This is a genomic window from Parabacteroides sp. PF5-9 (assembly GCF_029893105.1).
Classification (GTDB): domain Bacteria; phylum Bacteroidota; class Bacteroidia; order Bacteroidales; family Tannerellaceae; genus JARXWG01.
This window is the reverse complement of the sequence record NZ_JARXWG010000002.1, coordinates 102,957-128,742: the sequence shown is the minus strand read 5'-3', so window position 1 is coordinate 128,742 and position 25,786 is coordinate 102,957. Positions and strand designations below refer to the sequence as shown.

Genomic DNA, 25,786 nt, shown 5'->3' with positions numbered 1-25,786 from the left:
CTTTTCGCCCGAAAGCCCGGATTTTGTTTGCATAAGGCAGGTCTTCTGACTTGTTTCGGGTAGAACGCCTTCCCGGCTTATGAATAACGATTCTTTTATTGTCGCCTCATACTGACCAGTGGCAATCTGTTCTCCCTTTTTTAGAAACTTACAGCTACGGGGATAGTCCGGGATTCTCACCCGGTTCCCTTTTATCCAAAAATAGGAACCTTATACGCCAGCAAAAGTATAAAAAAGAAAATCGATGTGGATGATAAGTTTTCCTTTTTAACAATATAAAGTTATCAACATGAGAATTAGTATATTGATATTCAGATTATTGTATTTATTGTTTGGTTTTTTGTTGTAAAAATGTTTGAGAGAAAGTTTTTCAAATAAGTAAAAATTGTCATGCTTTTGTGTAATACAGTGTAGAGTTTGAGTAACTATATGTAAAATGATCGATTACTTACAGTAGTCAATAATGTGTAAGCTCTGCATGTTTTTTATAGATGATCCATTCCTTTTTATGAGCGGTTATAAACACTTTTCTGTTAGAGGTACGTCTAAAATCATTTAGAGGTACCTCTAAACTAATTTACACCTACCTCTAAATCGATTTAGAGGTACCTCTAACAGAAAACAGAGGTAGGTGTAACAGAAATTTCTTCCCGTTGTAACAGAAATTTCTTCCCGTCATTCTGATTTAACAAGGCGTACAACCGCTCCTCCGTCTATAGCTAATGGGATTTCAATCAGATCTCCTTTCCTGAATGTTCGGAATTGTTTATTCAAGTGATTCGGATTCACATGGGCGTCGCTTGCATCTGTATAGATCTCCGCATGGTATTCTCCCTTTCCAAGGAAGTTTAATGGAATAGATAAATCTCTGGCCTTGCTGTTATTCAGTGCACCAACAAACCATTCATCGCCTTTTCGCCGTGCAACTACAACAAATTCATTCACGGATGCATCCGGAACTACTGTTTCATCCCACACAGTCGGCAGTTGTTTGATAAATTCAAATCCGGGCTGTCCTTCATAGGCTTGTGGCGTATCGCATACCATTCCTAAATAACTTTCCAGAACCACATACATCGCTAACATATGACACCGGGTACTGGTCACTAAAGGGTTTGAAAACCGGGGTTTGTATTGCGAACGCGTAACCGCTCTGAATCCTCCCAGATGATAATCTGCCGGACCGGCAAGTAAACGGGTGAAAGGCATAGAGATATCATGATCGGCATTAATTCTGTCGTCCCACTTATAGACCTCATAATTCAATGTCCCCTCACGGGTGAACTCATTCGGATAGGTTCGGTGTAATCCGGAGGGTTTACTGGAGCCGTGAAACTGAATAAATAGATGATGTTTGGCTGCTTTAGCAACAATCTCTTCCTGTATACGGATCATTTGCTGATCGTCGCGATCCATAAAATCGACCATCATACCAGAGATGCCCCATTCTTCGAATAAAATAAATGCTTCATCTATCTTGGGGTACAGTGCCTTCCAGTTCAGCCAGACGTGTATGCCTACTCCTTTATTTTTTGCATAGTCACAGATGTATTTCATATCAAGCGGAGCTATTGGCTGAGTGATATCAACATGTTGGCCTGGAGATCCAAAATCGAAACCATCGTCTGTATACCAGGGTTGTTCGGCATATCCGTAAATCGAATGATACTCCAATCCGTTCCGGGCTGCAAAATCAATATAATATTTATTGGTTTCGAAATTATTGCCTGCCATAAATGTCGTATCCGGCACGACATTCCCGTTCCACCATGTAAAGGTGGTTTTTCCAGGTTTTATCCAGGAGGTATCTTCTATCTGACACGGTTCATTCAGGTTGGTCAGGATATTGGATTCGATCAATGCGCCGATCCTGTCGCTGATCATAAAGACTCTCCATGGGGTCTGATGGGGTAAATCGGCGACGACTTTTACCTTTTCATCGGTAAGCGAAGGGGATAATTTCCCTTTAAGACTATTTCCTTCTTTCATTAAATACATGCCGGCATAGTCGCGGAGAGCCGCTTCGGTGATCGCCATATAGATATTATTCGGAAACTGAAAAAGGGCGGGCATATCCATCAACTCTTTCTCTTTCAGTTTTTGATAAGTTGTTTGGGTATACAAACCTTCATGGGATGTCAGGTAGGAGGGGAGGTGTAAGACTGTCATCTCCGGATTACCGGATGGATTGAACTGGGTGTTTTCATGATACATGATGTAAGAAGACCAACCGGCTTGTTGGGGGAATTCGTATCTGAATGCAAGGCCATCATCAAATGCTCTTACCACCAGATTGATCTTCCGCTTTTTTTCAACGCTTTCCTCCAGAGGGATAGTGACTTCTTTATAATGACTCCGAACCGTTTTCGTTTTTCCGACAATCAATTCATACGTTTCATCCCCGGTTGTATACACCGGCTTATGCATGATCAGATCAGTACTCCATATCCCATCTTCAAATTCAAACCCCAGAGGAGATTGATCGATCAATGGTGTCTTTTTGAAACTGACCGTATATGTCGGTGCTTTTTTATCCAGAGTAAGACTGAATTGTACCTTTTTGTCCGGAGATTGAAGATCGACTCTCTTTTGTGCTGTCAAAGAGAGACTGCATAGGGTTAATGCAATACAATAGAAGAATTGTTTCATGTTTAAAGCGTGTTTATAGATCACATTCATAGAAAGTGCAAAGTTAGGAAAAGATGTGATTACTACGTTTGTGCAATAACTTGAATTTCTTCGGATAGACACGATTCGCTTTAAGTCAATTGAGGGCTCAGTAAAGGATAGCTATTATTCTGAGATTAGTTTATTTTCAGAGAAAGAGAGAATGATAAAACCCGGGGTTACGCATCTTTCGGTATCCCCGGGTAGATTCAACGATTTAATCCAGACACTCTTTTTTCAGTTGTTCGATCCAACGGTCGATACGTCCGTCGGTTTCTCTCTCTTCGTTGACCTCGTCGAGTGGCAGACCGACAAATGTTCCGTTTACCAAAGCTGTTGAGTCGTCGAAAGAGTACCCATCCTTTGAAACCGCTCCGCAAAAACGGCCACCGCTTCCTTGTAATTCTTTATAGATTGTACCTATGGCATCACAAAAGGAGTCACCGAATGAGGATCCGTCTCCTGTTCCAAAAATAGCCACGGCTTTACCTGAAAGATCCGCTTTTCTCAGTTTAGGCAAGAAGCCCTCCCAGTCATCTTGTAAATCACCAACACCCCAGGTCGATGATCCGAGGATCAAAACATCGTAAGACGCCACATCATCTACACTTGCTTCACCGACATTATATACATTGGACGAATCTACACCTAATTTACCGGCAATACGGCCGGCAATCTCTTCTGTTGTCCCTGAAGAAGAACCATAAAAAATAGCTGTTTTTCTCATAATGATCTGTTTATTTAATTACAAGAGCAAAGTTCCATGAAATAGACTTTTGATGCAATACCTAATTTTAAGTAAAAAACAGCTTGAAAAACAATAAGTAGGTATGCTCGGTTATCGCTTACGATCAATTTATAGGCTGTAAGAAAGGATGAGATATAAACATCTTTAACGACAGGCTTTGTTCAGGGTCTCTTTATCAATACCGAATTTTTCTTCAGCGTGACATTTCCCTTCCGGCTCGACGTGCACGACAATATCATACACATTTTCAATAGACCTTTTGATACTGTTTTCTACTTCATCGGCAATGGCGTGGGCTTCATGGAGTGAGATCTCTCCGTTAGCTTCAATGTCGAGGTCGATCATATACATATTCCCAATCTGACGTGAACGGACACGATGCGGATTATGTGCTCCGGGAACACGATCGACTGCTTCGAATATTTTATTATAGACTGTTTCATCTTTTACTCCATCCATTAATTCTACATTGGAATCCATGAAGATTCCAATAGATGTTTTCAGGATGAAAAAGCTGATAATTAATCCTGTAATTGTATCCAGTATAGGCATGTGTAGAATAAAGGTAAAGAACAACCCTGCCAATACGCCGATCGATATAATCACATCGTTTTGCATATTTTTGGCATTGGCTACCAGCATCGAACTGTTGATCTTTTTCCCTTGTCGCATTTGGTAATAGGCTAATCCCCATTTGCCAACGATGGAGAACAAGGTGACATATATTGCCAGTTTGCCGGGTAATTCTCTGGCTTCCGAAGAGAATATACGTTGAACGGAAGAGATTAACATCTGAATCCCGGCATAAAAGATAACAAGCGAAAGCACTTTTGTGGCGATACTTTCTGCCTTTTCATAGCCGAAAACATACTTTTGACTTGGAGGGCGGTTCATGATACGGGCAGTAAAGATCATGACGATTGAGATAATGACATCTGTGGCCGAATCAATCCCGTCACCTAAAACAGCCATACTGCCGGAGATCACTCCAATAACGATCTTAGCGACCGACAATACAGCGTTACCGATGGTGCTGATCCAGGAAGTTTTGATTAATATCTGCTCTTTAGGAAGCGTTTTTTTATTCATATCTGTCCCGTTTAAAGGAACAAAGATAATACTATTCAAAATATTCTATTCTTTTTCCGACATAGACTCATCTATCTTAGAAATACCCAAACCAGCGAACCAGTTCATTACTGATTAATGCGCAAAACAAGATATATCCGATCAGGGAGAGGGAAAAAACAGTGATTATCTTCGTCGAATATTCCGCTTTCACTTCCCGCTTATTCGCAAAAGAAAGATATAATCGGTAACCGATAAAACCGATAAGGAGTCCGGCGAATGCTCCCGCAACAATATCTGATATAAAATGCACCCCCAGATAAATCCGTGAATAGGCCATCATAAATGCCCAGATAAAAATAGTCCAGGTATAAAAGCGCTTACCGAACAGGCAAGCAGTAAAGGTCGCTATCCCAAACGCTGTCGTGGAATGTCCCGAAATAAATCCGTAAAGATCCGGCATACTTTCATACAAACTTCTGACCTGATCCATCACCGAAGGGTGGTAGATCGGACGGAACCGGGCAAAATACGGTTTGGTGATAAGGGACGAGAGGATTAATCCTGCAACAACGACTCCTGTAAACGCTATAAAAACGGGTATCCATTCGTATCGTTTTTTTTGATAGGTCAAAACAAAAAGAAAACCGATCATGACCGGAAACCAGATATATATCCCCGAATAAACCCGCATAATCTGATCCATAAGGGGAGTATGTGAACTGTTGATAAGATAGAAAAGGTCAAGTTCGTAAGGTAGTAATTTTTCGAGCATGTTGTTTTATATATTCTTTGTTAAAAGTTCAAAGCTAAAAAAATAGGTCTATCAACAGTGTTATTATAGGGAGAAAAATCAGTATTTTTCTATTTTTGTACCCAAAAAACAACTTATGCAGAAAATAATATCGATCCCTTTATCCCTGGTTTTTTATTTGTTATTCTTCCTGACTCTGCTTATTTTTCATCCGATTCAATGGGTTTGCCTGAACCTGTTCGGGTATCATGCCCATAAGAGAAGTGTGGATATACTGAATTTTTTCCTGGTGGCTAATACCTATCTGTTAGGGACAACTTATCGGATCGAACATCTCGATCGTTTGCCCGAAGGGGTTCCATTAATTATCGCTTCCAACCATCAGAGCATGTTTGATATAACGACCATGATCTGGTTTATGCGCAAGATACATCCCAAGTTTATCAGTAAGATTGAACTGGCCAAAGGTATCCCGAGTATTTCGTACAATCTGAATCATGGTGGATCGGCGGTTATCGACCGGAAAGATTCGAAACAAGCCCTTTCTGCCATCAGAAACCTGGCGGAATATATCGAGGTGAATAAACGTTCAGCGGTGATATTTCCGGAAGGCACAAGGAGCCGAACCGGTAAACCCAAACGGTTTGCCGAAAACGGCTTGAAAGTGTTGTGTAAATACGCCCCATCCGCTTATATGGTGCCCGTAACAATCAATAACTCCTGGAAAATAACCCGCTGGGGATCATTTCCGCTGGGGTTAGGAAATAAAGTGATTCTGACCATTCATGAACCTTTCCCGGTAAAAGGAGTCTCTTTCCCTGATATTTACGAACGGACAGAAAAGAGCGTTGTGGAAGGCATCCTGTAATCTGCCTGATCCGATCGATTACGCATCTCTCTGCTTGATTTTAGAAGCGGTCAATTGAAAGACCGAACAAATAGAAGAGGCTTCTCTCTTTTATTGGGATAGCTTATACCTTTTATCTGGGTATTCTAAGGTTTTTTATGGGGGAATTAATCGTCTACCAATTGGTAGACGATAGTGACACAGTTGGTAGACGGAAGTGATCCAATTGGTGGACGATAGTGCTCCAACTGGTAGACGATTAAAGTATGAGGATAAAAATGATTGTAGATTGAGAGGAATGGGATAGAGGATCTGAAGAATTCTTTTAATAGAGGGGCAGTGCTTATTTCAAATAGTGTAATGTTTGAAGATTTTCCGAAGGCCAAATCCCGCAGGGATTTAATGTGCATAACCCCGGGTGAAGAGGAGCGTAGCGGATCGACCCGGGGTATATAATGAGTGTAACAAACGAACGCCGAAGGTGTTCAATCATCTGCGGTTCAACACCTATCGGCGTTGATTGGAGAGTAGTATCTATTCACCGCCCCCCCCGAGTCGATCCGCTACGCTCCTCTTCACCCGGGGTTATGCACATTTAACGCCTGTGGCGTTCGCCTTCACTATCTTCACATATTCTTCATTTTTCCCCTTCGTCTTATACCGCCAATTCAAATGGATAAAAAATTTAGTATTCCTTTATATTCAATGCATCTTAAAAAATCACAAAGAAAAGTCTGTTTATCGGGGGCTTCAGAATAAATATAATATCTTGCGGCATTGAAAAAAACTCATTATTCATTAACCTTATGTGTAAGTATTATTATTCCATCGTGTGTTTGCTATTTTCTATAGCAATGGTCGGACAGAATGTGTATACATCCGACACCAAACTTCTTAAACAGTTAGAAGAGAGTCGTTATCTCAAAGTCACCATGAAGCCGGATCTGGAGGATGCCGGTCTTACCCGGTGGTACCAGAAAGAGGTATTAAAAACCCGTTCATTGCCGTTGGCTTCGGATTTTGAATCGTTAAGAATCAGTGGCCCCGGAACATTACATGTCGATCGGGAGGTCACTGTTTCCGGTGAAGGGAGCGTCCGCTTGGATACCCCGATATCCCTTGGCGTAAAGAATCCGACAAACCGCAATTATGCGTTGGCCGAAGTGATCCGCCCGTTAAACCGGGAAGATCTTCGTGAATACAACCGTTTTTCGGTATGGGTCTATGTCGATGCTCCGGGATTGTATACCGTATTTGCCGGTTTTACCCTTTATAATGAAGGCGAGCAGATCATGCCTACTCCCGGCCGTTTTGAAGGACAACATTTTGAAACGGTTTATCCGGGCAAATGGCAGAGGATTGTCTGGGAGATCCCCGATTTGTATCGGGATTGCGTGACCGGTTTCTCGGTAAATATCATGCTGTCGGGTGCTCCGGCAGGAGCCAGCGAGCGTATGAGTATGTATGTCGACGATATGCGTATAGAGAAAGTGGAAGCAGAAAACAGTCGTGGTTTCGACCTACGGAAGAATGCGATAGCATACAGTCATAGCGGATATAAATCGGGTGCCCGTAAACAGGCGTTGGTGCAACATGTAAAAAATACATCCTTTAAAATATATGATGAAAAAAGCGGCAATGTCGCTTATGAAGGACAAGGGAAATCCATGAAAGATGGGTTTGTTTTATTGGATTTTAGTGATTTGAATAAGGCCGGACGATATACGATCGCTGTAGATGATATCGTCTCCAAACCTTTTGCCATAGGCGATGAAGCTTATCTGGCAACAGCCTGGCGCACGTTGAATTTCTTTTATGCCGAACGTTGCGGATACGATCAGCCGGGTATCCATCAGGAATGTCACCAAGATGTTTGGTGTATTCATCCCGACGGGCGAAGCCTGAGTGTGGCCGGCGGTTGGCATGATGCGGCAGACTTAACGCAAGGGGTCGGTAATACGGCAGAAGCAGGTATCGCCATGCTGGAACTGGCGAATGCTGTTAAAGGGAAAGACCAGGTATTGTACGAACGGCTATTGGAAGAAGCCCGCTGGGGGTTGAACTGGGTGTTGCGTACCCGTTTTGGAGATGGCTATCGTCACGGAGGATTGATTGTCAGTATCTGGACCAAGAATATTCGCGGAGATAAAGATGATATGCAAGCCACAGCCAGCAATTCGCCTTCGGGGAATTTGGTGGCTGCTTCGTATTGTGCAATGGCGGTTCCTCATTTTGAGGAGTTCGACCCGGTGTTTGCCCGTTGGTGCCGGAATAGTGCGATAGAGGATTTTCAGTTTGCCATGGAGCTGATGGGCATGAATAAGAATAAAAATAATGAAGCGGAAACAGCGGCTCGTGCCATGGTGACGGCGATGGATATGTATCAGTTGACAAAGAATCAGGAGTATCTGGACTGGGGCGCTCATTATGCCCGGATCGTTATGAATTGTCAACAATTGGAAAGACGCAAGGATTGGTCGACTCCATTACGTGGCTTTTTCTATGAATCACAGGAAAAGAAACGTATCCTGGCGTATTCGCACCGTTGCATGGAACATCTGATGATACAAGGTTTGGTGATGCTGGTGACGGAAGCGCCCAACCACCGGGAGGCTTCGTTGTGGAAAGAATCATTACAAGCTTATTCCGATTACCTGTATGACCTGTCGAAGCATGCTGGGACGTATGATCTGTTGCCCAGCTATGTCTATGAAGTGAACAACACCGATTATTCCAGTCTTTATCATGAAGGGGAGCGGGTCGGACTACCTTCGTTGGAAGAGTATAACGCTCAGGTGAAGAATGGTATCGCTTTATCGAAAACGCATTACCTGCGTCGTTTCCCGGTAGCTTATCAGTTCCGGGGATTTCATGCCATCCATATGGGAAAAGCAAAAATAGCTTTTATCCTTGCACGGTACTTTAACGACGAAAACCTGAAACATATAGCGACCCGCCAACTGGAATACCTGATTGGCTATAATCCTTTTGCGATCAGTACGGTTTATGGTGACGGGTACGACTATCATCCGTTGTACGGTGCGTATGCCGGCGATGTAGTAGGGGCGGTACCTGTTGGTGTCGAGACGTTCGAGAATGATGATAAGCCTTATTTCCCCATGCAGAACAACTGTACCTATAAGGAGATCTGGACGCATACGACTGCGCGAATGATCTGGACTGTGGCTGAATTGTTTAAAGATTAAAGATATTATTCAGTTTGTTGCACCGCTTTATGGTTGTGCAACAAACTGGATTTATACATATCCTTTGAGTTTATCCATATATGCCTTTACGTTTTCTATCTCTTCAGCCGGCGGACTCCATGGAGCCATATCGTCGGGAGACAGCGGAACGAAAGGACCATGTTTGATTTCATAAATAACCGAACCTGTTTCCAATACAACTATCGAGTGCCATGTACCGGCGGGTAACTCTGCCCCGTATATCCCTTCTTCCGGATTCAACACCAACAGATCAGTCACCTCTCCTTTATCATCAAAAATGAAAAGGGCGATCTTTCCACGCAACAGAAGGAGGATTTCCTGTTTGGCCGGGTTTGAATGGCGATGCGGACGAACGTATGTTTCCGGTTCCATCGCATTCAGGAAACGGTTCACCGGATCATTCAAATCGCCATGAAAGTTGTGGTTTATACGGTGACGTGGGGATGATTTTGCCTTTAGGGTCGTATCATCCAGAAGCTGTGTATCGATGATTTTCATATTGATTCTATTTGGTATGCGATTGCGAAAATACAAAAGAAGTGCGGAAAAACATTTTATGGGGAGAGTTTGTTTTTGTTTAAATCCATACGTTTTGAAAATATGTCAAAATGACACGATTCTTATCTGGCACTCCTTTTGCACTATTATAGGTGTATAAGGTAACATAAGTATAAACGATTAGAAAGATATATAACAATGAATTTTAATAACTTTACAATTAAATCTCAAGAAGCTGTTCAACAATCCGTTCAGTTGGTTTCGACAAATAACCAACAACTTATCGAACCGGTTCATTTGTTGAAAGCTGTCATTATGACTGGTGAGAGCGTAGTCAATTTTCTGTTTCAGAAGCTGGGGGTAAATATCCAGAATCTGAATATGGTGTTGGATCGTCAGATCGAATCCTACCCGAAAGTGTCGGGTGGTGAACCTTACCTTTCGGGTGAAACAAATGCGGTTTTACAAAAAGCGATTGATTATTCTTCGAAGATGGGTGATCAGTATGTTTCGTTGGAACCGATCATCTTGGCATTATTGACGGAGAAAAGTACTGCTTCGCAGATATTAAAAGACGCTGGAGTTACTGAAAAAGAGTTGCGGCAGGCCATAGAGGAGTTGCGCAAAGGGAATAAAGTGACCAGCCAGTCGGCAGAAGAGACCTATGATGCCTTAGGGAAATATGCGATTAATCTGAATGAACGGGCACGCAGTGGCAAGCTGGATCCGGTCATCGGACGTGATGATGAAATTCGCCGGGTATTGCAGATCCTGAGCCGTCGCACGAAGAATAATCCGATCTTAATCGGCGAACCCGGAGTGGGTAAAACGGCGATAGCAGAAGGATTAGCACATCGGATTATCCGTGGAGATGTTCCGGAGAATCTGAAATCTAAGCAAATATTCTCCTTGGATATGGGTGCGTTAATAGCCGGTGCAAAATATAAAGGGGAGTTTGAAGAACGGTTGAAATCGGTCGTCAATGAGGTGGTTAAATCTGATGGAGAGATTATTCTGTTTATTGATGAGATCCATACCTTGGTAGGAGCAGGTAAAAGCGAGGGGGCAATGGATGCCGCCAATATACTGAAACCGGCTTTGGCACGTGGTGAATTGCGTTCTATCGGTGCGACGACATTGGATGAGTATCAGAAATATTTTGAAAAGGATAAAGCGTTGGAACGCCGTTTCCAGACGGTATTGGTAGAAGAACCGGACGAAGTGGATACCGTATCTATTTTGCGGGGCTTGAAAGAAAAATATGAAAATCATCATAAGGTACGCATCAAAGATGATGCGATCATAGCGGCTGTTCAATTATCGTCGCGCTATATCACCGATCGTTTTTTGCCGGATAAAGCCATCGACCTGATGGATGAAGCAGCAGCACGCTTGCGTATCCAGGTAGATTCCGTACCGGAGTCGTTGGATGAAGTCTCCCGCCGTATCAAACAATTGGAGATCGAGCGGGAAGCGATCAGACGGGAAAATGATACACCGAAGCTGGAATCGTTGAATAAAGAGATCGCCAATCTGAAAGAAGAGGAGAAGAAGCAGAAAGCACAATGGCAGAATGAGAAAGACCAGATCAATAAGATCCAGCAAAACAAGATCGATATTGAACATATGAAGTTTGAAGCCGACAAAGCTGAACGGGAAGGGGACTACGGAAAGGTGGCCGAACTTCGTTATGGTAAAATCAAGGCAAAAGAAGAAGAGATAGAGGAGATACAGTCGAAATTGCATGAAATGCAAGGATCTTCTGCTATGATAAAGGAGGAGGTCGATAGTGAAGATATTGCCGATGTGGTGTCTCGTTGGACCGGTATACCTGTGAATAAAATGATGCAAAGTGAAAAAGATAAACTCTTAAGTTTAGAGGCTGAACTGCACACACGTGTCATTGGGCAGGAGGATGCGATTCGTGCAATATCCGACGCAGTACGTCGTAGTCGTGCGGGACTCCAGGATCCGAAACGTCCGATCGGTTCTTTTATCTTTTTGGGTACAACAGGTGTGGGTAAGACCGAATTGGCCAAAGCGCTGGCGGAATATCTGTTTGACGATGAAAATATGATGACGCGTATCGATATGAGTGAGTATCAGGAAAAGTTCAGTGCGACTCGTCTGATCGGAGCGCCTCCGGGATATGTGGGTTATGATGAAGGGGGACAACTGACGGAAGCGATTCGTCGTAAACCCTACTCGGTCGTACTTTTTGATGAGATCGAAAAGGCGCATCCGGATGTCTTTAATATCCTGTTACAGATCCTGGATGATGGCCGTCTGACGGATAATAAAGGGCGTGTTGTGAATTTCAAGAATACGATTATCATTATGACCAGTAACATGGGATCAATACTTATCCGTGAGAACTTTGAAAAGATGACTCCGGAAAATCATGAACAGGTCGTAGATGAAACGAAACTTCAGGTACTGGAGCTGCTTAAAAAGAATATTCGTCCTGAATTCCTGAATCGTATTGACGAGATCATCATGTTTACCCCGCTCAATGAAGAGGAGATACGGCAGATTGTCACACTTCAGTTAGACGGTGTAAAAAAGATGCTGGCTCAAAATGGTATCGCATTAGAGTTTACGGATACAGCAATCCGCTTCATTTCTGATGAAGGATTTGATCCGCAATTTGGCGCACGGCCGGTCAAACGTGTGATCCAGAAATATGTGTTGAACGAACTCTCCAAAGAGATCCTGGGGATGAAGATCGACCGCAGTAGACCGATCACGATCGATCGGGAAGGAGAGGGGTTGGTTTTTAAGAACTGATAAAGAAGTTTATTTGCATATTAGAGAAACTGTCTGAAGAGTGTATAAGACGTGTATGTCTTTACTTTTTGGACAGTTTCATTTTATGGGTAGAAGTTGCTACAATTTAATCTTATAAGCGACTCCTAACAGAAGAACACCTGTTTCTTTAATCGACAGGTAGTGGTCGTAACGAAGGAAGAAATCGATATAGTCTGTTCTGTTCAAACGCCAATTTGTTCCGATCTGCGAGCGGATACGGGTCAGTTCATTACCGGACGGATTATTCAGATCGGAGGATAGATCGCAGGAAATAAAAGGTTTCCATGGTTTTCCCCATACCGAATATTCTATTTCGAATTTATTTTTCATGACATACTTTGGATTGGTTTTATATTCACCGCGGTTTTCGTTCCGGTGAGTTCCTTGTATTCTGCCACGCCATGATAAAGTAAACCGGTTGATCGATTCTTTCACGATCAGATTGAGGTAATAACGATGTCTGGCTTCAAACAGACGATCCTCATTATAGAGATAGAGAAACGCATAATATCCTCCTATTTTAATCCGTTTATCCCAAAATGAATAATCCATACCCAATGAGGAGACACTTCGGTCGAACCCTTTCTCATTGTTTTGTAAACGCACTTCTTCTTCCAGCGACCAGCTTAAATTTTTAATAAACTCTTTTTGAACTTCCATCGTGAATGAGAGGCCGACGTCGGTATCTCTTTCCACCTGTGAAAAAGCAAAAAAAGCAATGAACAGAAAATATATCGTCAATACATATTTCATCATCATTAAGGGAATCGGGTGATGTTATCTATGGTGTTGATTTCGTCGGATTTTGCTTTATAATAGACTTTCAGATAAGCTGTGTCTCGTAGAAAATCGATATGCCCGATCTCCACTTTCAGTATATCTAATCCGGTTCTTTCTTTCAGATCGGCTAATAGTTCCTGGTGTTTTTCCGGTTTAATCAACTCTATTTTTTCATATAAAATGATCTTATTTGAAGTGTGTTTGAGGAATTTATTGCTTTCGAGCACCCAGGTGACCAGGATAAAGAGCAGATTGGCCACAATTACCGACGCATAAGGTACGGCTGTCGACAAACCGTTGACAACAGAAATACCAATAATCACAAACAGATAGGTCATTTCCCGGATCTGTACCGTTTCCGTCCGATACCGGATCATGCCAAAAATAGCAAACAGTCCCAATGCAAACCCAATTTGCATAGGAATACTTTCTAACAGGAATAACAATAGAAAAATCGTTACACTGAAGAGCATAAATGTAAAATAATAATCTTTTCGTCTACTTTTCCGATAGTAAAAGAATTGGATGATTATCCAGCAGACCAATAAGTTGAACGCAAACCGGAGCAGAAGCATCCAAAAACTGGTCGGATCGAATACCTCTACGCCCATAAAGGTGAGACCTTTTTCGGCTAATTCCTGTGCATATTCGGCGGCAATTTGAGGGTCGTAATCTGATTGGATCATATCAATTTATTTAAAGAATTTATACGTTGTTTGAAACGATTCCGTTTGACATCGTTGTTTGTCAATACAATACCTGTACAATATTTACTGAATGCACATTGTTTGATGCGAAAACGCGAGAGTATCTGTTTAAAGTCGGAGTGTTTACTCCGGTCTTGTTTCAGTTCGAGAATGGCTACATGATTCATCATCTCTTTTTGCATACTGTCGAAACCCGAAAAAGAGAGGTACGAATCGATGGTGACCCGTTCTGTCAGTTGTTTGTTGATTAGCGTAATCCGTTCGAACTCATTGGACAATACCGGCTTTAACGTCTGACAATCGAATAGAGTATGTTGTTTTAAAAACGTCTCATACTCTTTTAGCTCTTCCTGACAGCTGATAGATGACTGATCGACCGGTATTCGGATTTTTTTCGTTCTTCCTTTATTGTTTTTGTTTTTGACTTCCAAAAAGGAGAGTTGTGAGTCTTTATAGGTTCGGATACGTATTTTTTGTCTGTTCAGTTTGCCGTTGTGATGCATGAGAAACATATTCAGATCGGGGGTATCCAGATATTGGGTGGTATATGCAGCTATCCGTCTATTATTATGAAACTGCACCTTATAACAAGATTGAAGGGCTTCAAGCAGCAAAGGAAGCGTAGTGATTGGAATGACAAATTTTGAATCGATACGATCCATCAAGTGGATTGTACGCATCTCTTCCAGCGTAATAGGAGTCATACGTTCCAAAATATGATCGTAGTTATTCCGCATCCTTATACGAGTATTCGAAAATCTTTGTTGAATAGAGTTTACCGTCCGGATTGTAGTTGTACTGAATCTTTTTTCTGCCGTCTTCGAAATACTCAAATTTTCTGATTCGGTACAGTTTGTTTTTATCGTTATAGACATTTTCACGAATACATTTTCCGTATTCATCATATTCGAAAGTCACCCGTTCTCTTTGGCCGTAAACGGCATATTCGATCTCTTCAAGCTTAAGGCCGTCTTCATCCCATACGGTTAGATGATCCATCCATTGTCTTTTGCCTTTGGCATCGGTATTCATCTCTTTGACAACCTGATTCTTTCTGCGTTCTCTTTTTTCCAGAGTCGCTTGGGGAATTTCTTTTTTGACAGGCTCCTGAACTTGGGCTACTAAGGTCGTCAGAAAGCTACTGCCCATAAACAGAATGAATAGGATAGCGATACATTTAATTCTCTTTTTCATAGACATATCAGACTGTTATAATTACCGTAAATATTTTCGGCAGTTCGTATATTTTACCCCATTCATCGATTTCTATGAGCTGTTTGACGGAGGTTAGTTTTTCTGTCTCCGGATCTTCTGTAGTCACCCATATCTCATATTTCCCAGGTAATAGTTTCTGAAAAATAAAAACACCTTGATCACCAACGCGCACATCATCAAAATGGGTTTCTTCGCCATAATGATTAATAAAAACACGTTTTTCGATCGCCGGACCTTCATCCACTTTCCGACCTTTATCATAATAGAGCGCTTTGACCGAACCTTTAACCATCGCTGTGCCATAGGCCTTTCCGGTATGTATATAGATGTCTTCGACTTTATTTACCCCAGATCCCACATGAACCTCTTTGATAACAGCCTCTTGTCGGTCGTCCGCATATTGGGATAAGGCATACACCGAATAATTCCCTTTCCGCAGATAATTGAAACGATACATACCTGTATGATCTGTTTCAACATCATCACCGAAATAACCCTCATGACCAAAACGAAGAAATACATCTTCTTTTACTGCGGGAATCGTATCTATCGAGAACGAGAAATTATCATCTTTATGTATGACATTATAGACATACCCTTCTAATGTAGAAGAACCTCCCAGACCTTCGTCTTTGTTACATGAAGCTGTGATAACTGAAATTGCAAGTAGTAATATGAAATAAGAATACTTCTTCATTGTTGTGTCTTATAAAATGGTGACAAATATATGCTTTTTTTACCTCTTTTGGAGCATAAAAGAATTTGAACCTGCTTTATCCATGAAAAAATGAAGTAGACAACAGAGTTTCCCTCTCTTGGGTAGTCTGTTGTGTGAAGCAAGCCAAACAAAAACCGGGATGTTGCTCTCGGTTTATTGGAAGCATTACACATACTTTTTTGTTAGAGGTACCTCTAAATTGTTTTAGACGTACCTCTAAACGGATTTACACCTACCTCTAAATTCATTTAGACGTACCTCTAACAGAAAACAGAAGTAGGTGTAACAAAAAAACAGACCGTATGCTGCCGAAAAACAGTCGGAATAATGTTTTTATTTCCACAGGATGGTGTAAAAAAAGAGTATGTAGACTTTTTGAGAATAAAACGATTTTAATCGTATCTTTGTCGATACCTAACAATTTAAATGTAAATGTAATGAGTGATAAAGACGACTTTAGGTATGACGAGGATGATTCGGTGAAATTTATCCAGAATTATCTGCCTCAGGAGATGAAAGGCAAATGCAGTGACGATGATATCAATTACATCGTTGATCTGATCTACGATTTTTATGAAAGCAGAGGGTATTTATCTGATGATGAAGATGACGAAGGAGATATAGAAATCGATGAAGACGAACTGATAGCATATGTGGTAAAAAACGCACAGAAAGACGGCGTTGGTAAGTTTGAACCGGAAGAAGTGACTTTTATTGTACAAGGAGAGTTGGCTTATTGTGATTCGATAAACATGTTCGACTGATAAGTTGTTCTAATTGGACGCAAGTAAAACAGAGTTTATAAACAACTAGAAAAATGAAAAAGATTAAATTATTATCAGTACTGCTGAGTATGGCAGTTGTTTTGACAAGTTGTGGTACATGGAATAATACAGCTAAAGGTACTGCGATAGGTGTTGGTGGTGGAGCTGCAGTAGGTGCAGGTGTTGGTGCTATTGCCGGAAATACGGCATTAGGTGCGGTTATTGGTGCCGCAGTTGGAGGAACAGCCGGCGCATTGATCGGAAAGAAGATGGATAAACAAAAACAACAGATTGAACAAACCGTTCCTGATGCCACAGTAGAGACGGTGAATAATGGTGAAGCTTTAAAAATCACCTTTGATTCGGGTATTTTGTTTGCAACCAATTCTAGTACAGTCAGTGACGCTTCAAAAAGTGCGTTGTATAATTTTTCAAACACGTTGAAAGCCAACCCGGATACCTATATCAAGGTGATAGGACATACAGATAGTACAGGGAATGTGGATTACAATCAGACTTTATCCGAAAAACGGGCAAAAAGTGTGAATGACTATTTATTGTCTCAGGGCGTGCGTCAGGATCGTATGACTTATGAAGGCAAAGGTATTCACGAGCCGGTAGCTGATAATAAAACGGTAGAAGGACGTGCGTTGAATCGTCGGGTAGAAATCTTGATCATGGCCAATGAAAAGATGATTCAGGAGGCACAGGCCGGAACACTTCAGTAAAAAGTGAATGATACAATTAATCTATCTAATGAAGCCATCTTCCCAAAAGAAGATGGCTTTTTCTATAAGATCTGTAATTTAATCCCCAATGATAATCCAAGATAATCACGAGGTTTGAGTTCTTTGTCTTTTACAGCACAAAGGAGGTAAAGATCAGAGGTGCTGAATTCGTAGAACAGGGTGATTGATTTATTCCATCTGTATTTGTGATTGAGTTTAAATGTGATTCGCTCACCGACAAATAGAAGTGTACGTACTTTTGTCGAGAAAAAATAGTATCCTTCAGGGTATTTGGATGGTTGTTTGGTCCAGAAATCACCATTCAACAAGGTATTGAAATAGAGTCCGCAGGATAATGGTTCAAAGATAATATCCTTATGTATCGGGATACGCCAGGGAATATAGTTTTGTTTTAATGTGAAAGTACCCATTGTTTTCAACTCTTTTGCACTATTTGTCTTTAAGTTATGGGTCGATTTGGGCACAAAACCGAACATCATATCTGTTTCCCAACGATCTTTTCCATAATTCCATCCGACACCAAAAGATAACATACCCATAGAACCGGCGAACTGCATTTTGGTATATTTTGGAATTAATGCATTCCAGACCGAGTAATATCGTTCGATGCGTTTACCGTAAAATCGTGCATGTTGGGGAGTTTCTTCTTTTATGAAATGCTCCTGAGCACCCACTTGTAACGATAAAAGCAGGAGAGATAAACAGAGGATTATTTTAAAATTTAACGAGTTCATACGAATAGTTGTCAGGAGTTATTGTAAAAATCAGATAACTACGCTTTCCCATATTATCGCAAGCGTAATAAATAATGCCATCATCAAAAAAATCATTGGTGGCAAAGTTGTGAGTATGTCCATGCAAACAAAAAAGTAAATCCGGATATTCTTTTATTTTCTCCTGGAATATTTCTGCTACATTATTATTGAACTGTTCATTGAAGGGAGGGGCATGCATGGTTACAATCGTTCGTTTAGCCGGTTTTTCCGTTTTTGCATTGTTAAGCCTCACCTGTTTAATGAAGTTGAAATCAGGTACAGCCATGGAATAGTCATATTCAATGGCATTGGTATTCAGGCATAAAAATAACAGGTCGTTTACCTGAAAATAAAAATTCTCATCTCCATACACTTTTTGAAATACTTTATCTCCATTGGCAATAATATCGTGGTTGCCTATTAAAGCGACATAAGGTATTTTGAGTTTCTTTAGAATCTCGTCTGCCCACTCAAACTCTTTTTTCAACCCGAATTCGGTGATATCACCCGAATGTATCGCAAAGTCGATCGAGTCGTTTTGATTGGCATGATTCACAAAAGCCTTTAACTCATCCAGGCTGCGTCCGCTATCGCCAAACCAGATAAAACGGATCGTGTCCTTGTCTGCATTATCCCATGTGATTTTCTGCAGATTCGTTGTGTTTATCCCTTTACTTGTGTCCGAACTCAACCGTCCATCGTAAGGGTGATAATCAAAGATATCACAAGAAATGAGTGAGAGGAGGAAAAGAAATAAAAGTGATTTCTTATACATAAAACTATTTTTTCTGTTTCAGGTTGTAAAGGTAATTGCGTATTGTCCTTCGTGAATGGACATTTTAAGGGAGAATATGGTTCGGATAAAAACAAATGATGATCTATTTAACCGAAAAACAGGTTTTTTAATTCGACAAAGTCAGAAATAACGACATCAGCAGTTTCAGTTCCTTTATAATCTTCCCAGCCTGTATTTTTCAGCCAAATCGTTTGACTTTTGATCTCTTGTGCCGGAATGATATCTTTATCATAGGAGTCGCCTATAACAACACTGTTCTCTGCAGGAACAGCCAGTTGTTCGACGCCTAACCGGAAGATCTCCGGATCAGGTTTGCGGATACCCACTACAGCCGATTCGACAATCGAATTGAAGAGGTGATCCAACTGAAAATCTTTTAATACAGCTTCGATATTACCATAGAAATTGGAGACCAGTACCAAGGGATAACGTATTGCTAATGCCTCCAGTACCGGACGGGCATTATTAATGGCATTTTGTGCATATCGATAACACCACTCCGCAATTTGTCCGGGTTCTTCGGTGGAGGTGGACGGTATGTATTTATGTTCTATCAACCACTCAAACTGAATCTGACTTTTGAGTTTAAGCATATCCCGGAAATTGTGATAGGGCTGAATAATCGGATTACGTCCCAGTGTTCTTTCTCCATGGACATAGGCCTGACGAAAAACGTCTTTGGTTACAGGTATCTGACAGTATTGATAAGCCATCCAGATGACTTCTGCCCAATGCATGCCGTTGCTATCGATAGTACCTCCGTAATCAAAGAGAATCCCTTTTACCTTTTCTAAGCGGAACAGATTTTCAGTCATTTGTTTCAAGTTCTTTACTGAATTCAACACAAAACTTCTCATGTCGTCCTACCATATAGGCCAGCATAATATTCAATACACTCATTTCAAACACAAAATAAAGCCATGGCATGTCAATGAAAAGACTGATAAATAAGGCTATAATACGTGTATTAAAAGAAAGCATGTTTGTATATTTCATCAAAGGCAGACTCTTTGTTCTGAACGCTTTTTGAAACCAATCGGGTGCATTTCCATTATACTTTGTTCGGATGAGATGCATCATCTGTTGAAATTTAGGAGATAATTGTTCCTGACCAATGGTATAGTTCAAATAAAACCAATCAAAAAGCTTATAGATGAAATGACCTTTCCAAGGTGTTTTTTCATATTCTTCTTTAAGTGTAACAGAGTAGGATAGTTCGCTACCCGATTTGCCTTTTAAAAATAAGAGGTGAATATTGCGGTAATAATCAGCCATGGATGCTTGTTTGCTATGGAAAAAACCGGTAATAGCGGCGAATATCCAGATCCAGATGCCCCATTGACCAGTCAGACGCAGACAGATTGCAGCATAAATGGTAATAAACCAAATATCTCCACACGCCCCATCCAATATACGGCCTAATTGGCTTTTTTGTCCGGTCATCCGGGCCAGCTGGCCGTCGGCGCTGTCATACGAGTTGGCCCATATTAAAAAGAACATCCCCAGAATATTTATCGGAAGGCTTTGAAAATAGAAGCAAATACCGGCAGCAATACCAAGTATAATACTGGCCACTGTAATCTGATTGGGTGTAACTCCTAACCGATGAAAAAACAAGGCCCACTTGTAACCGAGAGGGCGATAGAAGTGAATATCAATAAATTCTTCCGTATCCAGAGATTTATAGGTTGATTCCAGAGAGGGTATTTGTTGTTCCTTTTTCATATCCGTTTTTAGTTAATTAAATCCCATATCCGTTGGGCAATAAAAGAAGAAGCCTCTTGCCGACAAGGAGCGAAACTGGGCCAATCATTGAAATCAATCAATCGGATGGATCCGTCTTCAGATACAATACAATCTCCTCCATAAATATGCACGTTTAAAACTGCTGCAGCCTGATTGCATATGTTATGAAGTTCGATTGTCTCAAAAGGTATTCCTTTAGCTGTTCCGTTGATCTGTTCCCATCCGAACTTGCTGTGATGTATGTCAGAGGGATAAAACCAGTAAAAGAAATCGGTACCGGTTACTCCATAGAATTTGATCAAATCACCTGTCAAATGTTCATTGATTACAGCTGAAGAGATGCCGCGAATCGCATATTCTTTTAGGATAGAATAAGCCTCTTCCGGGTTTCTGACATAAGTGACATCCTCACGGTGGATGGCATGAAAATCCCCTCTTTTAATCCAACAATTAAACATTCCAGCCTTTTCAAGTGCTTCAGCCGGATCTTCGTCTGTACGTACAATAAGACTTTCGGGGTGTGCAATATGGTTATCCATCAACAACCGTGTCATCTTTTCACGGGTGCAGTTTTCAATGCCATAAGCCGAATTGATTACTGTAGCGCCTTGATCCTCTAACTGCTGTAACTTACGAATGGAGTTCCAGTCACGGACCATGTTAAAAATAACAGGTTCGTTGATCTCTTTGATCTGAAGATCTGATTCGATATATTCATTGATCGTACAGCCTTTATCACGAAGATGTTTGACTGTTAATGAAAAAATAGCAGCATCATTCCCGATGTGGTTGGGAGAAAATTGATTTCCTCTTCTGATACCTGCTATATTTATTTGACTCATTGTATGACCTAAACGTTAATGTATTTTCAAAAATGCTTCTGCTTTGAGGATATCCTCTGCATGATCTACGTCGATAATTTTACTGAACGGATAAGCTTTCAACTGCAGTCCTTCCGATATCAACATACGTTGGAAATTACGCATCCGCGAAACGCCCTCACTCATCGCTTTTTCTAATACCTTAAAAGCAGACCTTTGAAGACAATAAATACCTCCGGAAATATACATACACGCTTTTTCCGGACTATCAGAAAACTGATGAATGAAAAAATCACGATCTGTCTGAACATAGAGTGGCTTTTCATCATCAATATAATCGGTAACAGCCATTAATCCGTCCAATTCGTTTGTTTTTTCAAAGGTTCGGATGTAATCCTCAAACTCTTTTTCTTTAAAGATGGTGTCAACCGTTGTTAAACAGAACTTGTTACTTTTTATGACTTTACTGAGTTCATAAAAACTATGCATGGAACTGGGGGTGGATTTAACCACCAGATGAAAAGGCACCGGGATATCTGCTTTTTCAAGATGCTCCCGCACTTCTCTCATCTCTTCGTTGATGATAATATTTATAGATGTCGGATTGTGTTGTAAAAACACATGTATTAACCGGTCTATTAATGTGATCCCGTCTAAACGAACAAGCGGTTTTGGCCATTTGACACCTTCCTGTATTAAACGAGAACCCTCTCCAGCTGCAATTATTGCAAAATCCATCTATCGTTATGCGTTGGTAGGATAATTAACAGTTGACAATGCGTACACATTATCAACTGCCAACCATCATTATTCGATCTTTAATCTAAGTAATCAATCGTTTGTTCTCCGATAATTTTGCGGAGTGTATTCTTCAGTTTTGTATGTTGAATGAACAGATCATGCTCGGGAACATGCTGCTCATCATGCATCGGACTCTTGAAATAGAATGACAGCCAAGTTTGTATACCGGAGAAGCCACAACGTTGTGCCAAATCGGCAAACAAGACCAGGTCAAGACAGAGCGGTGCAGCTAAAATGGAATCACGACACAAAAAGTCGACCTTCAACTGCATCGGGTAACCCATCCATCCGATCAAGTCGATATTATCCCAACCTTCTTTGTTGTCTTTGCGGGGAGGATAATAATTGATACGAACCTTATGATAAACATTACCGTATAATTCCGGATAAACATCCGGTTGCAGAATCGTATCAATGACCGATAATTTACTTACCTCTTTTGTTTTGAATGAACCCGGATCGTCTAACACTTCTCCGTCGCGGTTGCCTAATATATTGGTAGAGAACCAACCTTCCAATCCCAACATACGTGTTTTCAACATTGGTGCCAATACTGTTTTGAGCATAGTCTGTCCGGTTTTATAATCTTTACCGCAGATAGCCACTTTCTGTTGTTCGGCAAATTCCCACATCGCCGGCGTATCAATACATAAGTTTGGTGCACCGTTAATATAAGGACAACCTTCAGCTATGGCAGCATATGCATAACACATACTGGGTGAAATAATTTCCGTATTGTTTTCTTTCATTGCCTTCTCGAAAGTAGCAAGGCTTTTGTGTTCTTCGCTTATCGGGATATAGACTTCCGTACTGGCGGCCCACATGATCACAACACGTTCGCAGTTGTTCTCTTTTTTGAAGTTCCGGATATCTTCACGGACTTGTTCCATCAGTTCCCAACGGGTCTTTCCGTTTTTCACATGTGTTCCATGCAGTCTTTTAACGAAATCCTGGTCAAAAACAGCTTTCATCGGCTTAATCGCTTCTAACTCTTCTTTGACACATTCGATATCTTCTTTTTTCAATACTTCGGCATGAAGAGATGCTTCATATATATTTTCCGAAAAGATATCCCATCCGCCGAAAACCAGATCATCTAACTCTGCCAATGGCACAACATCTTTGATTTTGGGGAAGCGATTCTCATTTCGTTTTCCTAAACGGATAGTTGCTAACTGGGTCAGTGAACCGATAGGAGTACCCATACCTTTGCGAACAGCTAACGTACCAGTAATAAATGTAGAGGAAACAGCACCTCCGACTCCTACAACAAGAATACCAAGTTTACCCTTGGCTTCTTTAACTTCGATTTTTTCCATATTTTTAAAGTTCATTCAACAATGGCGCAAAATTATAAGAAATAAGTGATTTCACACGGTTCCATTCTAATTTATATTTGGTCAAAATGCTATTAAATATCTTCTTTTTGACATTTTTTCGCCGAAAAATTATCTTTTGCAGAAAATAAACCGTTTTTTATGATTGCGAAACCGAATTATTTGCTTTCCTTTGCTGCGAAACAACTGATTGTTTTTATGTTCTTTCTCTCCCGGTTTATACTATATCTCACCGATCATATTATACGCTTGTAGAAATAGACTGATTTGAAAACATCCGTGTTTTATTTAATTAATCATTTACTTATTATTTTTTATGAACATTTACATTGGAAACCTGAATTATCGGGTTAGAGAGTCAGACTTACAACAAGTTCTGGAAGAGTATGGAACAATTGAATCAGTGAAGTTGATCATTGATCGTGACACTAACCGCTCAAAAGGGTTTGCTTTTGCAGAAGTACCAGATGATGCAGAAGCCAGAAACATCATTAATGAATTAAATGGCGCAGAATTCGAAGGCCGCCAAATGGTTGTAAAAGAAGCTACGCCGAGACGCTAATCAAGTACGGTAGTTTTTAATAACATAAAAAACGGGGAGCAGAATTCTGCTTTCCGTTTTTTTATTCAATCCTATTTTTCTACGTTTGCAAAAAAAAATGATGATGATGAAAAGGACCTGTTTCGTTCGCTGTTGTCTTATTTTAGGAGTATGGCTCCTATATACACCCTTGTTGGCACAGCTTGAAGAGCGAGTATACCAAACAGCTTACCAGATCGATCCCACAAAAGAGAAGCAGCTTTTTGTCGAATTAGATAATCTCAGCTTTTTCAAAAACAATGAATATGCCGGAACAGTCATGAAAGGCTATTCATTACCGGGGCTTTGGGTACAACCCAAGGCAGTCTATTACCCTTTATCCAACATCAAACTTGAAGCCGGTCTTCATATGTTATTTTATCACGGAGCGCATAAGTACCCAAGTATGGCTTACAAAGATATACCTGTTTGGAAAGGGAATCAGTATCAAAAGGGAGCCCATTTTCTTCCGTTTTTCCGGGTACAGATGCGATTGAGTGATCGTATCGATCTGATCGTTGGAAATATCTATGGTGCATCTAACCACCGTTTGATTGAACCACTCTATAGCCCGGAATTGAATCTGACAGCAGATCCTGAAGCCGGAGTCCAACTCCTGTATCATTCTCAATCCTTTGATTTGGATGCCTGGTTGAATTGGGAAAGTTTTATTTATCGGGAAGATACGCATCAGGAAGCTTTTACAGTAGGGTTATCAAGTCGCCTGAAACTGAATGCACCCACATCTCCATACCATTTTTATATCCCTATACAAGGAGTGGCGCAACATAGAGGTGGGGAGATTGATACACTAACCGTTAGTTCTGTGCAGACATTAATGAATGGAGCATTGGGAGTAGGAGGTGTTTGGAATACCGGACATCGGGTTTTCAAAAAACTGAATGTCGAATTGGATATAGCCGGTTATTATCAGCAAGCCGGTGAGATCTGGCCTTTTGACAGCGGGTATGGCCTGTATGCGAAAGCAATGGCCGATATTTCTGATTTCAGGGTAAAAACAGCTTATTGGCAATGTGATGAATTTATTTCCATGTTTGGTGTGCCTTTTTATGGTGCCGTATCTACCCGTGAAAATGGAGCGACCTATCAGCGCCCTCAGATGGTCTATTTAGGCATGGAATATTCCCGTTCTTTGGGTAAAGGATTCTCACTGGGAGTCGATTTAGATGTGTACCAGACCTTATCAGGGAAAATGCATGAACCTGAAACCGGATGGAAACCGATAAATGGTTCGACCAGCTTCTCTTTTGGGGTCTATGTACGTGTAAACCCCTCTTTTCTGATCAAACAGTTTTAAATATCTGAAACAAGAATTCATTTGACAATTGTCAAATGATCGTTTCACAATTGTCGTTTGATCATTTGATAATTATAGAACG

Annotated in this window: 24 protein-coding genes and 1 riboswitch; of the genes, 7 read left to right on the top strand and 17 right to left on the bottom strand. The window is 40.9% G+C overall.

From position 1 onward, the window contains the following. Positions 1-17 precede the first annotated feature (17 nt). Positions 18-228: riboswitch (cobalamin riboswitch) on the bottom strand. 447 nt (positions 229-675) lie between these two features. The 4 genes from M2135_RS01860 to M2135_RS01845 form a co-directional block, all read right to left on the bottom strand. Then, positions 676-2,649 carry a glycoside hydrolase family 97 protein gene (locus M2135_RS01860; RefSeq protein ID WP_280746873.1) on the bottom strand — a complete coding sequence of 658 codons (1,974 nt, stop codon included), beginning with the start codon at positions 2,647-2,649 and terminating at the stop codon, positions 676-678. 235 nt (positions 2,650-2,884) lie between these two features. Next, positions 2,885-3,394 (bottom strand): flavodoxin FldA, encoded by a 510-nt coding sequence (fldA, locus tag M2135_RS01855; RefSeq protein WP_280746872.1) that lies wholly within the window; start codon positions 3,392-3,394, stop codon positions 2,885-2,887. 165 nt (positions 3,395-3,559) lie between these two features. Beyond that, the gene (locus tag M2135_RS01850; RefSeq protein WP_280746871.1) at positions 3,560-4,504 is read right to left on the bottom strand and encodes a cation diffusion facilitator family transporter; all 945 of its coding nucleotides are present in this window, start codon (positions 4,502-4,504) and stop codon (positions 3,560-3,562) included. Between the two features lie 76 nt (positions 4,505-4,580). After that, positions 4,581-5,258 (bottom strand): phosphatase PAP2 family protein, encoded by a 678-nt coding sequence (locus M2135_RS01845; protein ID WP_280746870.1) that lies wholly within the window; start codon positions 5,256-5,258, stop codon positions 4,581-4,583. 115 nt (positions 5,259-5,373) lie between these two features. On the opposite strand from M2135_RS01845, the gene M2135_RS01840 reads away from it, so the two are divergent. Then, positions 5,374-6,105 (top strand): lysophospholipid acyltransferase family protein, encoded by a 732-nt coding sequence (locus M2135_RS01840; protein ID WP_280746869.1) that lies wholly within the window; start codon positions 5,374-5,376, stop codon positions 6,103-6,105. A gap of 785 nt (positions 6,106-6,890) precedes the next feature. Further along, positions 6,891-9,290: a glycoside hydrolase family 9 protein gene (locus tag M2135_RS01835; RefSeq protein WP_280746868.1), complete on the top strand. Its 2,400-nt coding sequence runs from the start codon at positions 6,891-6,893 to the stop codon at positions 9,288-9,290. Positions 9,291-9,341: 51 nt separating this feature from the next. Here the strand turns inward: M2135_RS01835 and M2135_RS01830 are convergent, their stop codons facing one another. Next, complete coding sequence (locus M2135_RS01830; protein ID WP_280746867.1) at positions 9,342-9,809, bottom strand: WbuC family cupin fold metalloprotein; 468 nt, start codon at positions 9,807-9,809, stop codon at positions 9,342-9,344. Between the two features lie 198 nt (positions 9,810-10,007). On the opposite strand from M2135_RS01830, the gene clpB reads away from it, so the two are divergent. Continuing rightward, on the top strand, positions 10,008-12,596 hold the full coding sequence (gene clpB / locus M2135_RS01825) for an ATP-dependent chaperone ClpB (protein ID WP_280746866.1): 2,589 nt from the start codon (positions 10,008-10,010) through the stop codon (positions 12,594-12,596). Positions 12,597-12,695: 99 nt separating this feature from the next. On the opposite strand, the gene M2135_RS01820 is transcribed toward clpB, so the two are convergent. The 5 genes from M2135_RS01820 to M2135_RS01800 are packed head-to-tail and all read right to left on the bottom strand — an operon-like array spanning position 12,696 to position 16,016. After that, positions 12,696-13,376: a DUF2490 domain-containing protein gene (locus M2135_RS01820; protein ID WP_280746865.1), complete on the bottom strand. Its 681-nt coding sequence runs from the start codon at positions 13,374-13,376 to the stop codon at positions 12,696-12,698. After that, the gene (locus M2135_RS01815) at positions 13,376-14,083 is read right to left on the bottom strand and encodes a DUF4956 domain-containing protein (protein ID WP_348537097.1); all 708 of its coding nucleotides are present in this window, start codon (positions 14,081-14,083) and stop codon (positions 13,376-13,378) included. Before M2135_RS01815 ends, M2135_RS01820 begins: the two co-directional genes overlap by 1 nt. Beyond that, a complete protein-coding gene (locus M2135_RS01810) occupies positions 14,080-14,841 on the bottom strand; it encodes a polyphosphate polymerase domain-containing protein (protein WP_280746864.1) in 762 nt (253 codons plus the stop codon). The genes M2135_RS01815 and M2135_RS01810 overlap by 4 nt, the downstream gene beginning before the upstream one ends. Beyond that, complete coding sequence (locus M2135_RS01805; RefSeq protein ID WP_280746863.1) at positions 14,831-15,298, bottom strand: hypothetical protein; 468 nt, start codon at positions 15,296-15,298, stop codon at positions 14,831-14,833. Before M2135_RS01805 ends, M2135_RS01810 begins: the two co-directional genes overlap by 11 nt. Before the next feature lie 7 nt (positions 15,299-15,305). Beyond that, entirely contained in the window at positions 15,306-16,016 is a 711-nt protein-coding gene (locus M2135_RS01800; RefSeq protein ID WP_280746862.1) for a hypothetical protein, read from the bottom strand. Positions 16,017-16,474: 458 nt separating this feature from the next. On the opposite strand from M2135_RS01800, the gene M2135_RS01795 reads away from it, so the two are divergent. Further along, positions 16,475-16,801 (top strand): hypothetical protein, encoded by a 327-nt coding sequence (locus M2135_RS01795; protein WP_280746861.1) that lies wholly within the window; start codon positions 16,475-16,477, stop codon positions 16,799-16,801. A gap of 53 nt (positions 16,802-16,854) precedes the next feature. Next, entirely contained in the window at positions 16,855-17,529 is a 675-nt protein-coding gene (locus M2135_RS01790) for an OmpA family protein (RefSeq protein WP_280746860.1), read from the top strand. 62 nt (positions 17,530-17,591) lie between these two features. Here the strand turns inward: M2135_RS01790 and M2135_RS01785 are convergent, their stop codons facing one another. The 7 genes from M2135_RS01785 to M2135_RS01755 all read right to left on the bottom strand — a co-directional run bounded on the left by M2135_RS01785 (position 17,592) and on the right by M2135_RS01755 (position 23,788). After that, positions 17,592-18,284, bottom strand: coding sequence for a hypothetical protein (locus M2135_RS01785; protein WP_280746859.1), 693 nt, complete (start codon positions 18,282-18,284; stop codon positions 17,592-17,594). After that, positions 18,265-19,080: a metallophosphoesterase gene (locus M2135_RS01780; RefSeq protein ID WP_280746858.1), complete on the bottom strand. Its 816-nt coding sequence runs from the start codon at positions 19,078-19,080 to the stop codon at positions 18,265-18,267. Before M2135_RS01780 ends, M2135_RS01785 begins: the two co-directional genes overlap by 20 nt. A gap of 107 nt (positions 19,081-19,187) precedes the next feature. Beyond that, positions 19,188-19,904 (bottom strand): HAD family hydrolase, encoded by a 717-nt coding sequence (locus M2135_RS01775; RefSeq protein WP_280746990.1) that lies wholly within the window; start codon positions 19,902-19,904, stop codon positions 19,188-19,190. Positions 19,905-19,908: 4 nt separating this feature from the next. Continuing rightward, entirely contained in the window at positions 19,909-20,826 is a 918-nt protein-coding gene (locus M2135_RS01770) for a CDP-alcohol phosphatidyltransferase family protein (protein WP_280746857.1), read from the bottom strand. Between the two features lie 8 nt (positions 20,827-20,834). Further along, positions 20,835-21,689, bottom strand: coding sequence for a hypothetical protein (locus M2135_RS01765; protein ID WP_280746856.1), 855 nt, complete (start codon positions 21,687-21,689; stop codon positions 20,835-20,837). A 15-nt stretch (positions 21,690-21,704) separates the two neighbouring features. Continuing rightward, positions 21,705-22,406 carry an NDP-sugar synthase gene (locus M2135_RS01760; RefSeq protein WP_280746855.1) on the bottom strand — a complete coding sequence of 234 codons (702 nt, stop codon included), beginning with the start codon at positions 22,404-22,406 and terminating at the stop codon, positions 21,705-21,707. Positions 22,407-22,486: 80 nt separating this feature from the next. Further along, positions 22,487-23,788 carry an inositol-3-phosphate synthase gene (locus tag M2135_RS01755; RefSeq protein ID WP_280746854.1) on the bottom strand — a complete coding sequence of 434 codons (1,302 nt, stop codon included), beginning with the start codon at positions 23,786-23,788 and terminating at the stop codon, positions 22,487-22,489. Positions 23,789-24,122: 334 nt separating this feature from the next. Here M2135_RS01755 and M2135_RS01750 point away from each other — a divergent pair, with 334 nt between their 5' ends. Beyond that, positions 24,123-24,368, top strand: a complete 246-nt coding sequence (locus tag M2135_RS01750) for an RNA-binding protein (RefSeq protein WP_280746853.1) — start codon at positions 24,123-24,125, stop codon at positions 24,366-24,368. A 106-nt stretch (positions 24,369-24,474) separates the two neighbouring features. Further along, positions 24,475-25,704, top strand: a complete 1,230-nt coding sequence (locus tag M2135_RS01745; protein WP_280746852.1) for a hypothetical protein — start codon at positions 24,475-24,477, stop codon at positions 25,702-25,704. Positions 25,705-25,786: the final 82 nt, after the last annotated feature.